The organism is Demequina sp. NBRC 110055 (genome assembly GCF_002090135.1).
GTDB lineage: Bacteria > Actinomycetota > Actinomycetes > Actinomycetales > Demequinaceae > Demequina.
This window is the reverse complement of record NZ_BBRL01000008.1, coordinates 139,002-152,951: the sequence shown is the minus strand read 5'-3', so window position 1 is coordinate 152,951 and position 13,950 is coordinate 139,002. Positions and strand designations below refer to the sequence as shown.

Here is a 13,950-nt window from a genome sequence, read left to right as displayed (position 1 = left end):
TGGCGCGGTTAGTGTCGTCCCCAGCCCCTTGCGGGTGGTGGGTTGTCCACAGATTTTGGGTGTTTACCAGGAATGTCAGTGGTGGGTGTGATGCTGGTGTCATGAACTTCTCGACCGCCGAGCTCGACCGCACCGTGGCGGTGGCGCGTGCGTTCGAGGGCGACGATCTAGGTTCGACGTCCGCGAACCGGTTGGTCGAACTTCAAAGCGCGCTGGTGCAGGTGCGTCGCATGAGCGAGGTCGCGCTCGGTGAGGTGGCAGGAGAGTTGGCGCGGCGCTCGGATCCGGCCGAGGGTCTCCAAGGAGTGGCCCGTAAGTGGGGGTTCGCGTCCCCGGGCCAGATGCTCGCGGACGCGCTGGGGGGTTCGGAGGCTGAGGCGCACAGGATTTTGGCGGTCGCGGATGCGACACGGCCTCGCGAGGTCGAGCCGAGTGCGCCCGACTCAGACACCTCCGACGCGGATGACGCCACACCCGCGCCTGCGGCTCCTCGTTTCCCGGTCCTTGCGCAGGCCGTGAGCTCGGGGGCTCTGTCGATGGAGGCCGCCTGCGTCATCACCCGTGCACTGGAACGTATCGAGCAGGTCGCGCCGGACAAGATCGTCGCCGTCGAACAGAAGATCGTCTCCAAGGCGCAAAGCCTGAATTTGCGTGACATTCGCCGCATGCTGCTGGCCGAGGAAGCATGGCACCGTCCGCGCGATGTGGAAGAGCGTGACCGGGTCGCGTTCGAGAACCGCTACGTACAGATCAAGGACGAGGCCGACGGGTCGGTCGGTATCCATGCCCGCCTGGACGTGTCGACCGCCGCACCGATTGTCACGTTGTTGAAGGGTGCGGTGAAGAAAGTGATGCGGACCCGACGCGACAACGCCCAGAAGAAGGGCAAGGTCGGGATGGACTTCTCCGAGGACGACCGCACCCCCGGACAGATTCACGCCGACGCCCTCTCGGCTGCCGCACGGCACAGTTTGGGCTGCACGGAAGTGCCCACCGGTGTAACCACCACCATCGTGCTGCGCGCCAACATCGAAGACGTCGAGTCCGGCGTGGGCTGCGCATCCGTGGACGGTATCGACTCACCGATCTCGGTCGGCACCCTGCGACGCATGGCCGTCGACATAGAGGTCCTACCCATGATCATGGGCGGCGACTCCGTGCCCCTCGACGTGGGATGCAAAGACCGCCTCTTCAGTGCCGAGATCAAACTCGCCCTCGTCGAACGAGACGGAGGCTGCTCCTGGTGTCACGCCCCACCCAGCTACTGCGAAGCCCACCACATCAAATGGTGGAAACACGGCGGACCGACCGACCTGTCCAACGGCGTCCTGCTTTGCGTCAGCTGTCACCATCGCATCCACCACGGCGACTGGGACATCGAGATCCGCGGCACCGAAGTGTGGTTCATCCCACCAGCCTCGATCGACCCCGACCGCACACCCCGCATCGGCGGCAAAGCTCACTACGAACTCGAACCCGCCACCTAGACCACCGGGGAGAACTCCGCCCCGGGGTCGGGCCGGCAGTGATGCCGCGGCAGCAGCATCGGCGCTGGCAGTACACCCTTGTGCCATACTGGCCACGATGCACACCGCGATCATCATTCCGTAGCGCGTCGGCGACACCCTCCCGACGCGCTAGCCTCCCGTACCTGGGGGGCTTTTTTGTTGGGAAGGTGTCGCCGAGGCGACACGGTGTGAAGCAACCAGCCTTCGGGAGGCACCCATGACGGATCTCACGGTCGAGGTCTACGACACCACCCTGCGCGACGGCGCCCAGCAGGAGGGCATGAACCTCTCGGTCGCCGACAAGATGGCGATCGCGCCCCTGCTTGACGAGCTCGGCGTGGGAGTCATCGAGGGTGGCTGGCCCGGCGCCGTCCCCAAGGACACCGAGTTCTTTGGCCTCGCCGCCAAGGAGCTGTCCTTCCGCCACGCCCAGCTCGCCGCCTTCGGCATGACGCGCAAGGCCGGCACCACCGCCGCCTCCGACCCCCAGGTTCGCGCCCTGCTCGACTCCGAGGCGCCCATCATCACCCTGGTGTGCAAGGCCGACATCCGCCACGCCGAGCGCGCCCTGCGCGTGAGCCCCGACGAGAACCTCGCCATGATCGAGGAGACCTTCGCGTTCCTCACCGGCGAGGGCCGCCGTGTCATCATGGACGCCGAGCACTTCTTCGACGGCTACCGCTTCGACGCCGCCTACTCCATGCGCGCGCTCGAGGCCGCCGTCAACGGCGGCGCCGACACCCTGTGCCTGTGCGACACCAACGGCGGCATGCTGCCCGATGATGTCACCGAGATCGTCCGCGCCGTCCGCGGCCAGGTGGACCTGCCGCTCGGCATGCACGCCCACAACGACTCCGGGTGCGCCGTCGCCAACTCGATGGCCGCCGTCGCCGCCGGCGCCACCCACGTCCAGGGCTGCATCAACGGCTACGGCGAGCGCACCGGCAACGCCGACATCATCTCGGTCGTCGCCAACCTCGAGATCAAGAAGGGCATGACCGTCCTCAAGGGCGACGGGCTCACCGAAGCCACCCGCATCGCCCACGCGATCTCCGAGATCACCAACATCGCCCCCTTCGCCCGCCAGCCCTACGTGGGCGCGAGTGCCTTCGCCCACAAGGCCGGCCTTCACGCGAGCGCCATCCGCGTGGACCCCGACCTCTACCAGCACACTCAGCCCGAGAAGGTCGGCAACGGCCTCCGCATGCTGGTGTCCGACATGGCGGGGCGTGCGAGCATCGAGCTCAAGGGCAAGGAGCTCGGCTTCGACCTCGAGGGTCAGGGCGAGCTGCTGGGCCGCGTCACCGACCGCGTCAAGCATGCCGAGGCCGCCGGCTACACCTTTGATGCCGCAGACGCCTCCTTCGAGCTCCTGCTGCGCTCCGAGCTGGGCGAAGACAACGCCTTCTGGGACGTCGAGACCTGGCGCGTGCGCGTCTCCTCGAAGCCCGGCGACCCCACCGACGCCGATGCCGAGGCCGTCATCAAGCTCCACGCCGGCGGCAACCGGATTGTCGCCGTGGGCGAGGGCAACGGTCCGGTCAACGCCCTCGACCACGCCCTGCGCACCTCCCTCAAGGGCGCCTATCCCGAGATCGAGGACTTCGAGCTGAGCGACTTCAAGGTGCGCATCATGGAGGCCAGCCACGGCACCGACGCGATCACCCGCGTGCTCATCACGACCGTCCACCGCGAGACCGGCCGCACCTGGCGCACGGTCGGCGTGGGCCCCAACATCATCGAGGCCGCCTGGGAGGCGCTCGTCGATTCCCTCGTCTACGGCCTGCTCAAGGAGGGCGTCGCGAGGCGCTAAATCACTTCAGCCGGCCGATGCCGTGGCGAGGCCCGTACGCGGGCCCGCCATCGCATCGGCCATATCTGTGTCTTGGGAGCTCGCAAACGGCGAGACAATGGTGCGCATGCACGGTGAATATAAGGTCCCTGGCGGCAAGCTCGTCATCGCGGACGTCGAGGCCGACGGCGACACCCTGAACCGGGTGGTCATCTCCGGAGACTTCTTCCTCGAACCCGCCGAGGCGATCCACGAGATCCGCCTCGCCCTCACGGGCATGCCGGTTTCCGCGAGCGTCGCCGACCTTGCCGCCGCCGTCCAGCGCGCCGCCGGCCCCGACGCCCACTTTGTGGGCTTCAGCCCCGAGGCCGTCGCCATCGCCGTGCGCCGCGCACTGGGCCACGCCACCGGCTGGCACGACCACACCTTCGAGGTGCTGCACGACGAGCCACGCGCTCCTCACCTGCAGATGGCGATCGACGACGTGCTGTCGCGCCGCGTGGCCGACGGTCGCCGCGCGCCCACCCTGCGCATCTGGGAGTGGGCCTCGAACGCCGTCATCATCGGCTCCTTCCAGTCGCTGACTAATGAGGTCGACCCCGAGGGCGCCGCCAAGCACGACATTACCGTCACACGCCGCGTCTCCGGCGGCGGCGCGATGTTCGTTCAGCCTGGTAACACCATTACGTACTCGCTGTCGGTGCCGCCCTCGCTCGTCGAGGGGCTGAGCTTCGAGCAGTCCTACGCGTTCCTCGACGACTGGGTGCTGGGCGCGCTCGCCGACGTGGGCATCAAGGCCCGCTACGTGCCGCTCAACGACATCGCCTCCGAGCACGGCAAGATCGCCGGCGCCGCCCAGAAGCGTTACGCCTCCGGCGCCGTCCTCCACCACGTGACGATGGCGTACGACATCGACGCGGACGCGATGATGGAGACCCTGCGCATCGGCCGCGAGAAAATGTCCGACAAGGGCACCAAGAGCGCGAACAAGCGTGTGGACCCGCTACGCAGCCAGACCGGCATGGCGCGAGAAGACATCATCGACGCGTTCCTCGCGCACTTCTCTGGCCGCTACTCGACCCACGTCGGGGCTGTGACTCCCGACGAGCTCGCCGAGGCTGAGGCGCTCGTGGAGTCGAAGTTCTCGACCGACGAGTGGATCGGCCTGGTGCCGTAGCGGCGGCTACGCTAACGGGCTAGGCGACCGCGACGCCCAGCAGCGAGCCGATCACCCAGGTAATGCCCATGGCGAGCGTGCCACCCGCGATGTTGCGCAGCACCGAGCGCTTGCGGGGGGAGTGGGCCCAGCGTGCCGCCTCGAAGCCCGTGAGGGCCAGCGCGACGATCACCGCGACGTAGGTCGTGGGGATCTGCCAGGCCGTCGGCACCAGGAGGATGGTCAGCAGCGGCAGCAGTCCTCCCGCGCTGAACGCCAACAGCGAGGCCCAGCCCGCGTGCCAGGGGTTGGTGATCTCGTCTGGGTCGATGCCCAGGTGCATGCGCGCGTGGATGGCGACGGGGTCGTGTGCCGTCTGCTCCTCGGCGGCCTTGCGGGCTGTCTCCTCGCTCATCCCCGTCTCCATGTTGAGCTCGACGAGCTGCTCGAGCTCCCACTCGGGGCGCACCTGGTGCCAGCGGTGTTCGCGGCGCAGCTGCGACTTCTCGGCGTCCGACTGGGAACTGACGGACACGTACTCGCCGACCGCCATCGACAGGGCGCCGGCGACGAGGCCCGCGACGCCCGCGGCCAGGATGGCGCCGTGGTTGTCAGGGGTGGCCGCCGCCACACCGATGACGAGGCCCGCGATCGAGACGATGCCGTCGTTCGCGCCAAGCACCGCTGCACGCAGCGCATTGAGCCGTCGGGAGACGGATTCCTCGTCGATGTGGTGGGTGTCAGCGGGCGTCATGGGGCCAGGTTAGGCCGATGCGATGGTCGCCCGCCAGCAAGGCAAGCCTTTCTTAAGTGGCCCTGATATGCCTGGTAGATGGGCCGAAAAGGAGATTTCGGGGCGCCGAAGTGCTGCGGGAGGCCGCTATTGGGGGCCGACCGCCAGGACCTCTATCACCGGTGCTCCCGCCTCGTCCGAGGCCTCGAGGTCCACGAGCGCCGTGATGGCCCAGTCGTGGTCTCCGGCCGGGTCCGCCAGCACCTGGCGCACCAGCCACGTGCCCTCGGGGAGGCTTCCCTCCGCGGTGGCCGCCAGCGCCGCCTGCGCGCGCCCCTCTCCGTGGTCGCCTCCCGGCTCCACGAACGTCAGCAGCGCCGCCGAGCGGGCCTCGGGGCCGATCCCGATCGCGTCGTCTCCCTGGGCCTCGAAGAGCGGATCGAGGGCGTCGCGCCAGGCATCGGCCGTCCAGCCCGAACGCCCGTCGAGCGCGCCCAGCGCCGCGTAGTTCTCGCGCGCCGCGAGCTCCACCCGGCGGAACATCGCGTTGCCCACGAGGCGGCGCAGCACCCTGGGGTTGCCCGTCATCGGGCGCGCCGGGCCCGCCATCGCCGGGGTGAGACCCGCAGAGGCGGGGTCGGCGTCGTCGGCGACCACGGCATCGGGGTTCATGAGGCGTTCCCACTCGTCGAGCAGGGACGAGTCGGTCGAGCGCACGAGTTCCCCGAGCCAGTCCGTGATCGCCGCGACCTCGTCGGTGCGGTGCTCCTCGGGGACCGTCTGACGCATGGCGCGGTAAGCCTCCGCGAGGTAGCGCAGCACCACGCCCTCGGTGCGCTCCAGGCCGTAGACCGAGACGAGGTCGCCGAAGGACATCGCCTTCTCGAGCATGTCGCGCACCACGGACTTGGGCGACAGCTCCGCGTCGAGCACCCAGGGGTTAGCGCGCCGGTAGGTGATGAAGGCGGGCTCGAGGAGATCGGCCAGCGGCCGCGGCCACGTGACCTCCTCCATGAGTTCCATGCGCTCCTCGTACTCGATCCCGTCCGCCTTCATCGCCGCGATCGCCTCGCCGCGGGCGGCATGCTGCTGCGCGATGAGGACCTGGCGCGGGTCCGACAGGGTCGACTCGATCACCGAGACCACGTCGAGGGCGTGGTCCGGCGCCTCGACGTTGAGCAGGTCCATCGCGGCCAGCGCGAAGGGGGACAGCGGCTGGTTGAGGGCGAAGTTTCGCGGGACGTCCACCACCAGGCGCATGGTGGGGCGCTGTCCGCGCGGGTGCGACGGGTCCGGGACACGAAGCTGTTCAACGACGCCGGCGATCTTGAGCGAGCGCGCAATGCGCAGGGCCTGGCGCGCGTGGGCGGAGCGCTGGGCGTCGGTTTCGTGGAGCGCGCCCAGCAGGTGACTCATGGCTTGCACCGGGTCCTGCGGTTCGCGGTCCAGCCAGGGGTTGGCCTGGCCCCGGGCGAGGATGCTGAGGACCATCGCGTGCGTGACGGCAAAGCGGCTGGTCAGTGGCTCGGGCTCGGCGTCGCGCAGGCGCTCGAAGGTGGCATCGGTCCAGTTGACCGACCCCTGCGGGGCGGACTTGCGGACGATCTTCTTGCGCTTTTTGGGGTCGTCGCCCGCCTTGAGGAGCGCCTTGCGGTTCTCGATGACGTGCTCGGGGGCCATGACGAGGACGTCGCCCTCCGTGTCGTACCCGGCGCGGCCTGCGCGGCCCGCGATCTGGTGGAACTCGCGGGCGCTGAGGTGGCGCATCCGCTCGCCGTCGTACTTGACGAGGCTCGTCAGCAGCACGGTGCGGATGGGGACGTTGATGCCGACGCCGAGGGTGTCGGTGCCGCACACCACCTTGAGCAGTCCCTGCTGGGTGAGGCGCTCGACGATGCGCCGGTACTTGGGCAGCATGCCCGCGTGGTGGACGCCGATGCCCGCGCGCAGGAACTTGCTGAGCGTCTTACCGAATCCCGTGCCAAAGCGGATCCCGTCCAGAGCCTCTGCGATCGCGGCGCGCTCCGCCTTGGTGGCGACCTGCATGCTGAGCAACGCCTGGGCGCGCTCCACCGCGTCCTTCTGCGTGAAGTGGACGATGTATGCCGGCGACTTGCCGGACTCGACGAGCCGCTCCACGACCTCGGGCAGCGGCTCCAGGATGTATTCAAATGTGAGCGGCACGGGGCGCTCGGCCGTGGTGACCTCGGCGACGGCGCGCCCGGTGCGCTCGGAGAGGTCCTCGACGAGCCACGAGGTGTCGCCCAGCGTGGCCGACATCAGCACGAACTGCGCCTGCGGCAGCTCCAGCAGCGGCACCTGCCATGCCCAGCCTCGCTGCGGGTCGGCGTAGAAGTGGAACTCGTCCATGACGACGATCGACGCCTCGGTCGCGGCGCCGTCGCGCAGGGCGAGGTTGGCGAGAATCTCGGCGGTGCAGCAGATGATCGGCGCGTCCGCGTTGACCGCGGAGTCGCCCGTCATCAGCCCCACGTTCTCGGAACCGAACAGGTCGATGAGGTTGAAGAACTTCTCGGATACCAGGGCCTTCAGTGGCGCCGTGTAGTAGGTGCGGGCTCCCGTGCCGGCGCGCTCGGCGGCCAGCGCGGCGAAGTGTGCGCCCGCCGCGACCAGCGACTTTCCCGATCCCGTGGGGGTGGCGAGGATGACGTGCGAGCCGGAGACGATCTCCATGAGCGCCTCGTCCTGATGCGGGTACAGCGGCAATCCGGTGTCGGCGGCCCAGGTCGCGAAGGCCTCGTACAAGGCGTCGGGGTCGGGCTTAGCGCCGTCGGAGGCGGCGGGTAGGGCCGCGAGGAGGGGGGACGGGGAACTCATGCGGTCCGCTCACCCATCACGGCCGTCCCCACGCGCACCATGGTCGCGCCCTCCGCGATCGCCCATTCAAGGTCGCCCGACATCCCCATCGACAGCTGCCACGCGCTCGACAAATCAATCGCGCCACGCTCGGACGAGATCAAGGCGGTATCCCTGATCTCCCGCAACACCCGATACCCGGCCCGCACATCGTCCTCGACGGGGGAGTTGAGGCCGATCGTCATGAAGCCCACCACCTCGAGCGCGGGCAACGCCTGCACGGCCGCGGCAAGCGAGAGCGCCTCCGCAGGCGCGACTCCCGCCTTGGACTCCTCGCCCGACACGTTGACCTGAATCATCACCTGCAGGTCGCGCCCGGCCTCGAGACACAGCCGCGACAGCCGCTCGGCGAGCCTCAGCGAGTCCACGGTCTGCACGCACGCCGCGTACTCGACCGCGATGGCCGCCTTGTTGCGCTGCAACTGCCCGATGACGTGCACCACGGCCCCCGCCTCGCGCAGCGCCTCGCCCTTGTCCGCCAGCTCCTGCATCCGCGACTCGCCCACCAGGCGCGCGCCCCCGGCGACCGCTCCGACAGCCGCGCCCGCATCCCACGCCTTCGTCGCCACCAGCACCTGCACGCCCGACCCGGCGCGCCCGCAGGCGGCCTCGGCCACGTGAACGCGGGCGCGCACGTCGGCGAGGGCCGCCGCGTAGTCGTGGTCGAGCGGAGCAGAAGCGAGAGTCATGAGTCCTTGCCAATGGGTGCGGTGGAGGCGCCCGTGAGGCGCACCAGGTCGGCGGGAGCGAGGGAGACGTCGAGTCCCCGCCGGCCGCCGGAGACGTACACGACGTCGAAGTCGAAGGCGGACGAGTCCAGCAACGCAGGGAGCCGCTTGCGGCCGCCCAGCGGCGAGATGCCGCCCACCACGTAGCCCGTCGCACGCTCTGCGACGGCGGGATCGGCCATCGAGGTCTTCTTCGCCCCGGCCGCGCGCGCCGCGGCTTTCAGGTCGAGCGACCCCGAGACGGGCACGATCCCCATGGTGAGCACGCCATCGGCCTCGAAGCACAGCGTCTTGAACAGCTGCTCCGGGTCAACTCCCAATTTTTCCGCCGCCTCGAGCCCGTAATGCTGCGCGGACGGGTCGTGGTCGTAGGTGTGGACGCCGTGCGGAACGCCCTCGCGCTCCAGCAGCGCCAGCGCCGGGGTGCCGATGGGTGCAGTGCGGGCCATGGCCCCCATTGTGTCCTATCGTTTCGGGGTGACTTCCGACGCCCCCGCACACGTGGACATGTGGACCGACGGCGCCTGCAAGGGCAACCCGGGCGTGGGCGGGTGGGGCACCCTCATGGTGTGGAACGGCCGCGAGAAGGAGATCTTCGGCGGCGAGCGCGAGACCACCAACAACCGCATGGAGCTCACCGCCGTCATCGAGGGCCTCAAGCTCCTGAAGCGTCCCTGCCAGATCACGCTGCACGTCGACTCCCAGTACGTCATGAACGGCGTCACCAAGTGGATCCACGGCTGGAAGCGCAACGGCTGGAAGACTGGCGACAAGAAGCCCGTGAAGAACAAGGAGCTCTGGATCGAACTCGACGAGCAGGTCGCCCGCCACGACATCAAGTGGGTCTGGGTCAAGGGTCACGCGGGAGATCCAGGAAATGAGCGTGCCGACGCCCTCGCCAACAAGGGCGTCGACCAGGCCCGTCGCGGCTAGGCCCATGACCCTGCCCGCCACGATCGCCCGCCCGGTCGAGGTGCGCACCGAGATCAAGCGCTCCGTCTTCCTCGCGTCCCTGACTCCCGTCACGTCAGTTGAGGCGGCCGATGCTGTGGTCGCCTCGATCCGTAAGGCCCACTGGGATGCGCGTCACCACTGCACGGCGTTGATCATCGGACCTCACGGTGAGCGCCAGCGCTCGAGCGACGACGGCGAGCCTGCCGGGACCGCCGGCGTGCCGATGCTCGAGGTGCTGCGCCACCGTGACGTCACCGACGTCGTCGCCGTCGTCACGCGCTGGTTCGGCGGGGTGAAGCTGGGTGCCGGAGGGCTGGTGCGCGCCTACGGCTCGGCGGTGTCCGCCGCACTCGACGAGGCGCAATGGGTCGACCGCGTGCGCCTCACCGCGCTGAGCCTCGACGTCCCGCACGCCGATGCCGGCCGCGTCCTCGCGAGCCTGCACACCTGGGTCGACGCCCACGGCGCGGTCCTCGACGAGCCCATGTACGGCGCGGTCGCCACGCTCGGCCTGCGCGTCGCGCCGGAACAGGTGGAGGCCGCCCGCGCCGAGGTCGCCGCCCTCACGGCGGGCGCCGTCGAGGCCGTGGTCGGAGAGACCACCATCGTCGACCGCCCGCGTCGGTAACCGAAACATCCGTGCGGGAGGATTGTCCGCATGACGACCGATGCCCGCGCCGTGGGGATGCCCCTGTTCGTCGTCCTCGGGCTGGTGTGTCAGGAGGCCGGCGCCGCCGTCGCCGTGAACCTCATGCCCCAGGTGGGGCCGTGGGGCGTCATCGCGATGCGCCTCGTGTTCTCGGCGCTCGTCCTGGTGCCGCTCGCGGTGGTGAGCCTTCGCCGCGGCGGCCGGGTCCACTGGCCCACCGTCGTCGCCTTCGGCGTGGCGCTCGCGGGCATGAACGCCTTCTTCTACCTCGCTCTCGAGCGCATCCCGCTGGGCATCACGGTGACGATCGAGGTGCTGGGCCCGCTCGTGCTCAGCGTCATCGCGAGCAGGTCGTGGGCCGGTGCCCTGTGGGCCGCGCTCGCCGCCGCCGGGGTGGTGTTGCTCGGCGGGGGAGCTCACGACCTCGACCCCGTGGGCGTGGCCTTCGCGGTCGGCGCGGCCGTGATGTGGGCCGCCTACATCCTTACCGCTCGCGCCGCGGGAGCGGCCATGCCGGGCGTGGTGGGGCTCGCCTTCGCGATGGTCGTGGGCGCCGTGCTGACGCTGCCCGTCGCGATCACCGTCGTCGGCAGCGCCCTCCTGCACCCGGGGGCGCTCGCGCTCGGGCTCGCCGTCGCGGTGCTGTCCTCGGCCATCCCCTACGGCATCGAACTCACCGCGCTGCGCCGCATGAAGGCCGAGACCTTCGCCATCCTGCTCGCCCTTGCACCCGCCATCGCCGCACTTGCGGGACTGATCCTCCTCGACCAGCGCCTCACCTGGGCCGTGGCCGCCGGTATCGCGTTGGTGACGGTCGCGGGGGTGGGGGCCGTCGCATCGGCCGGTCGCAATGCCGTCCCCGCCGCCGAGGAGGCGGCCGTCGAGGCGGCCGCGGAACCCCACGAGTAGGCCCGCGCCCGCCACGAGGGCCGATGGTCCCGCCCGCGTCGCGGCGCCCCGCGCCTACGCTGGTCTCACGATGGCCGCGAACCTCCCGCTCGCACGCCGCACCCGCCGCAGGGTCGCGGTGCGGGCGGCCGTGCTCGCCGGCCTCCTCGCGCTCGCGGTGAGCGTCGCGATGGGCTTCGCCCATGCGGGGGCCGATGCCTCGGCGGGACCCGTCTCCGGCCACCACGGAGTCGTGGAGGCCATCGTCGACGCGGGCCCGGTCATCACTTGTGAGACCTGCGGCGAGCCCGAGGACGGGGTCGCGCTGGCGTGCCTGCTCGCGCTCAGCATGCTCGCGGTCCTGGCAGTCATGCGTCCGCGTGAACCGCTGACCGTGCTGCTCGCCACGCGGACGAGCGCGCCTCCCGTACCCCTGCGCGGCGCCGGGCAACCGTCGCCAAACCTCCTGGCCCTCGGCATCTGTCGGACGTGAACGCGACCGCCTCATCGCGCTCGCTTCACCCACTTCGACAGTTCTAAGGACACCTCTCATGATTCACGTTTCCACCGGCGCGCGCCGCGGCGCCATCGTCGCCGCGCTCGCCCTCACCCTGACCGCCTGCTCCTCGGTGCCGGCGACCGGGCCGTCCGCCACCGGCTCCGATGACGCCGCCTCGTTGCTCGCGGCCCACGGCCTGGCGGGGCTCGACGCACGCGAGGTCATCGACACCCTCGACGCCACACCGCTCGACGAGCGGGACGCCGAGCTGATGGCCTCGATCCGTCCCGACGAGCTGCTGCTCACCGACGCGGACGGCACGGAGGTCTCCCTGCCGATGCCTGACGACGAGTTCTATGTCTCGTTCGCGCCGTACGCGGACTCGACCCACGACTGCTACTTCCACTCGCTGACCACCTGCACCGGTGAGATGCACGAGGAGCCGGTCTCGATCACCGTGACCGACGTGGCCACCGGTGAGGTCGTCGTCGAGCGCGACGCCGTCACCCACGCCAACGGCTTCATGGGGCTGTGGCTGCCTCGCGATGGCGAGTTCGACGTGACGATGACCCACGAGGGGCTCACCGCGACCGAACGCGTCACCACGGACGACGCCGACGACGCCACCTGCGTCACCACCATGCAGCTCGCGTAAGTCCTGCGGCCGCCGAGGCCGGGGCGGGGACGGGCGCCGCGCGCTACTGTGCACGCGTGGACATCGACGTCGTCAATCCTGCCGACGGGTCCGTGCTCGCCACGGTCCCGCTGACCTCGGCGGCCCAGGTCGCCTCGCTCGCGGCCGATGCGGGGCGCGTGTTCCGCTCGGGCGTCTGGGCGGGGCTCGCGCCGCGCGAGCGCGCCGCCGCGATGCTGCGCCTCGCGGGCCTTATGGAGCGCGACGCCGACGTGCTCGCACGGCTCGACTCCGAGGACGCGGGCAAGCCGATCACGGAGGCGCGCGAGGGTGACATCCCGGGTGCGATCGAGTCGATCAGGTGGTTTGCGGAGGCGGCCGACAAGCTCGCGGGTGCGGCGCCCTCGACGGCCCCGGGGGTGCTCGCATACACGACCCGCGAGCCCTTCGGAGTCGTCGCCGCGATCCTGCCGTGGAACTATCCGCTCGCCATGGCGGCGTGGAAGATCGGCCCCGCCCTCGTCGCGGGTAATTGCCTCATCCTTAAGCCGGCCGATGCGACCCCCAGGTCGGTCCTCCATGTCGCCACGCTCGCGCTCGAGGCGGGCATCCCCGCCGGGGTGCTCACCGTCGCGACAGGCGACGGCCCGACGACGGGCGCTGCGCTGGCGGCCGACCCTCGCATCGGCGCACTGTCGTTTACAGGGTCGACGGCCACGGGCCGCGCCATCCTCGAGGCCTCCGCCCGGTCGAACCTCAAGCGCGTGAGCCTCGAGATGGGCGGCAAGGCACCGCACGTCGTGATGCCGGACGCGCTCGCGCTGGGCGACGCGCTCATCGACGGCATCACCGAGGAGGCCTTCCTCACCGCCGGCCAGAACTGCACCGCCGGCTCGCGGGTGCTGGTGCACGAGTCGATCCACGACGAGGTGGTCGTGCGGCTCGCGGCTGCGGCATCGGCCCTGGTGATCGGCGACCCCGCGAACGCTGAGACCCAGGTGGGGCCGGTCATCGACGACGCGGCCGCCGACAGGATTCTCGTGGCCATTGCGAGTGCCGTCGAGCGCGGCGCGGTGGCAGTCGCGGGCGGGCGCGAGGTCCCGGTGCTACCCCGAGGTCGTTACCTCGCGCCCACGATCCTCGCCGGTGTGGACCCCGCGGACCCCATCCTCACCACGGAGATCTTCGGCCCGGTGATGACGGTGCAGGCGTTCGCGACCCGCGAGGAGGCGATCGCCATGGCGAACGCCGTCGATTACGGCCTCCACGCCGCGGTGTGGACGCAGAGCCTCGACGACGCCCTCGCGCTGGCGCGGGGGATCGAGGCCGGCACCGTGTCCGTGGGTGCGTACAGCGAGGGGGACATGACGGTGCCCTTCGGCGGCTGGAAGCAGTCGGGCTTTGGCGGCGCGGAGAAGTCACTCGCGGCGTTCGACCAATGGACGCGGGTCAAGACGGTCTGGATTCAGCGGCCGTGACGTGACGATGCCCCCGGACCGTGGATCCGGGGGCATCGTGTGGCGGCTTCGCGG

At 70.2% G+C, this 13,950-nt stretch carries 13 protein-coding genes; 9 read left to right on the top strand and 4 right to left on the bottom strand.

What is annotated here, in order from left to right; all coding sequences use genetic code 11:
• The first annotated feature begins 101 nt into the window (after positions 1 to 101).
• The 3 genes from B7K24_RS09915 to B7K24_RS09905 all read left to right on the top strand — a co-directional run bounded on the left by B7K24_RS09915 (position 102) and on the right by B7K24_RS09905 (position 4,477).
• The gene (locus tag B7K24_RS09915) at positions 102 to 1,487 is read left to right on the top strand and encodes an HNH endonuclease signature motif containing protein (RefSeq protein WP_159449214.1); all 1,386 of its coding nucleotides are present in this window, start codon (positions 102 to 104) and stop codon (positions 1,485 to 1,487) included.
• 238 nt (positions 1,488 to 1,725) lie between these two features.
• On the top strand, positions 1,726 to 3,321 hold the full coding sequence (gene cimA / locus B7K24_RS09910) for a citramalate synthase (protein ID WP_084130171.1): 1,596 nt from the start codon (positions 1,726 to 1,728) through the stop codon (positions 3,319 to 3,321).
• Positions 3,322 to 3,427: 106 nt separating this feature from the next.
• Positions 3,428 to 4,477: a biotin/lipoate A/B protein ligase family protein gene (locus tag B7K24_RS09905; RefSeq protein ID WP_084130234.1), complete on the top strand. Its 1,050-nt coding sequence runs from the start codon at positions 3,428 to 3,430 to the stop codon at positions 4,475 to 4,477.
• 19 nt (positions 4,478 to 4,496) lie between these two features.
• On the opposite strand, the gene B7K24_RS09900 is transcribed toward B7K24_RS09905, so the two are convergent.
• The 4 genes from B7K24_RS09900 to ybaK form a co-directional block, all read right to left on the bottom strand.
• Positions 4,497 to 5,210 carry a VIT family protein gene (locus B7K24_RS09900; RefSeq protein ID WP_084130170.1) on the bottom strand — a complete coding sequence of 238 codons (714 nt, stop codon included), beginning with the start codon at positions 5,208 to 5,210 and terminating at the stop codon, positions 4,497 to 4,499.
• Positions 5,211 to 5,336: 126 nt separating this feature from the next.
• Positions 5,337 to 8,027, bottom strand: a complete 2,691-nt coding sequence (locus B7K24_RS09895) for an RNA helicase (RefSeq protein ID WP_144268240.1) — start codon at positions 8,025 to 8,027, stop codon at positions 5,337 to 5,339.
• The gene (locus B7K24_RS09890; RefSeq protein WP_084130169.1) at positions 8,024 to 8,755 is read right to left on the bottom strand and encodes a YggS family pyridoxal phosphate-dependent enzyme; all 732 of its coding nucleotides are present in this window, start codon (positions 8,753 to 8,755) and stop codon (positions 8,024 to 8,026) included. Before B7K24_RS09890 ends, B7K24_RS09895 begins: the two co-directional genes overlap by 4 nt.
• On the bottom strand, positions 8,752 to 9,243 hold the full coding sequence (ybaK, locus tag B7K24_RS09885; RefSeq protein WP_084130233.1) for a Cys-tRNA(Pro) deacylase: 492 nt from the start codon (positions 9,241 to 9,243) through the stop codon (positions 8,752 to 8,754). The genes B7K24_RS09890 and ybaK overlap by 4 nt, the downstream gene beginning before the upstream one ends.
• Between ybaK and rnhA the strand changes: the two genes are divergently transcribed.
• The 6 genes from rnhA to B7K24_RS09855 all read left to right on the top strand — a co-directional run bounded on the left by rnhA (position 9,242) and on the right by B7K24_RS09855 (position 13,896).
• Complete coding sequence (gene rnhA / locus B7K24_RS09880) at positions 9,242 to 9,727, top strand: ribonuclease HI (protein WP_371327885.1); 486 nt, start codon at positions 9,242 to 9,244, stop codon at positions 9,725 to 9,727. The genes ybaK and rnhA overlap by 2 nt on opposite strands.
• Positions 9,728 to 9,731: 4 nt before the next feature.
• Complete coding sequence (locus B7K24_RS09875) at positions 9,732 to 10,376, top strand: YigZ family protein (protein ID WP_144268239.1); 645 nt, start codon at positions 9,732 to 9,734, stop codon at positions 10,374 to 10,376.
• 30 nt (positions 10,377 to 10,406) lie between these two features.
• Positions 10,407 to 11,306 (top strand): DMT family transporter, encoded by a 900-nt coding sequence (locus B7K24_RS09870; protein ID WP_084130167.1) that lies wholly within the window; start codon positions 10,407 to 10,409, stop codon positions 11,304 to 11,306.
• Between the two features lie 70 nt (positions 11,307 to 11,376).
• Complete coding sequence (locus B7K24_RS09865; protein WP_084130166.1) at positions 11,377 to 11,778, top strand: hypothetical protein; 402 nt, start codon at positions 11,377 to 11,379, stop codon at positions 11,776 to 11,778.
• A 58-nt stretch (positions 11,779 to 11,836) separates the two neighbouring features.
• Positions 11,837 to 12,439: a CueP family metal-binding protein gene (locus B7K24_RS09860; protein ID WP_084130165.1), complete on the top strand. Its 603-nt coding sequence runs from the start codon at positions 11,837 to 11,839 to the stop codon at positions 12,437 to 12,439.
• Between the two features lie 56 nt (positions 12,440 to 12,495).
• Complete coding sequence (locus B7K24_RS09855) at positions 12,496 to 13,896, top strand: aldehyde dehydrogenase family protein (protein ID WP_084130164.1); 1,401 nt, start codon at positions 12,496 to 12,498, stop codon at positions 13,894 to 13,896.
• Positions 13,897 to 13,950 lie beyond the last annotated feature (54 nt).

Bases quoted from the DNA above. Each gene is read 5' to 3' on its own strand.
- B7K24_RS09915 (WP_159449214.1), top strand. From the start codon at position 102: ATGAACTTCTCGACCGCCGAGCTCGACCGCACCGTGGCGGTGGCGCGT.
- cimA (WP_084130171.1), top strand. From the start codon at position 1,726: ATGACGGATCTCACGGTCGAGGTCTACGACACCACCCTGCGCGACGGC.
- B7K24_RS09905 (WP_084130234.1), top strand. From the start codon at position 3,428: ATGCACGGTGAATATAAGGTCCCTGGCGGCAAGCTCGTCATCGCGGAC.
- B7K24_RS09900 (WP_084130170.1), bottom strand. From the start codon at position 5,210: ATGACGCCCGCTGACACCCACCACATCGACGAGGAATCCGTCTCCCGA.
- B7K24_RS09895 (WP_144268240.1), bottom strand. From the start codon at position 8,027: ATGAGTTCCCCGTCCCCCCTCCTCGCGGCCCTACCCGCCGCCTCCGAC.
- B7K24_RS09890 (WP_084130169.1), bottom strand. From the start codon at position 8,755: ATGACTCTCGCTTCTGCTCCGCTCGACCACGACTACGCGGCGGCCCTC.
- rnhA (WP_371327885.1), top strand. From the start codon at position 9,242: ATGGCCCCCATTGTGTCCTATCGTTTCGGGGTGACTTCCGACGCCCCC.
- ybaK (WP_084130233.1), bottom strand. From the start codon at position 9,243: ATGGCCCGCACTGCACCCATCGGCACCCCGGCGCTGGCGCTGCTGGAG.
- B7K24_RS09875 (WP_144268239.1), top strand. From the start codon at position 9,732: ATGACCCTGCCCGCCACGATCGCCCGCCCGGTCGAGGTGCGCACCGAG.
- B7K24_RS09870 (WP_084130167.1), top strand. From the start codon at position 10,407: ATGACGACCGATGCCCGCGCCGTGGGGATGCCCCTGTTCGTCGTCCTC.
- B7K24_RS09865 (WP_084130166.1), top strand. From the start codon at position 11,377: ATGGCCGCGAACCTCCCGCTCGCACGCCGCACCCGCCGCAGGGTCGCG.
- B7K24_RS09860 (WP_084130165.1), top strand. From the start codon at position 11,837: ATGATTCACGTTTCCACCGGCGCGCGCCGCGGCGCCATCGTCGCCGCG.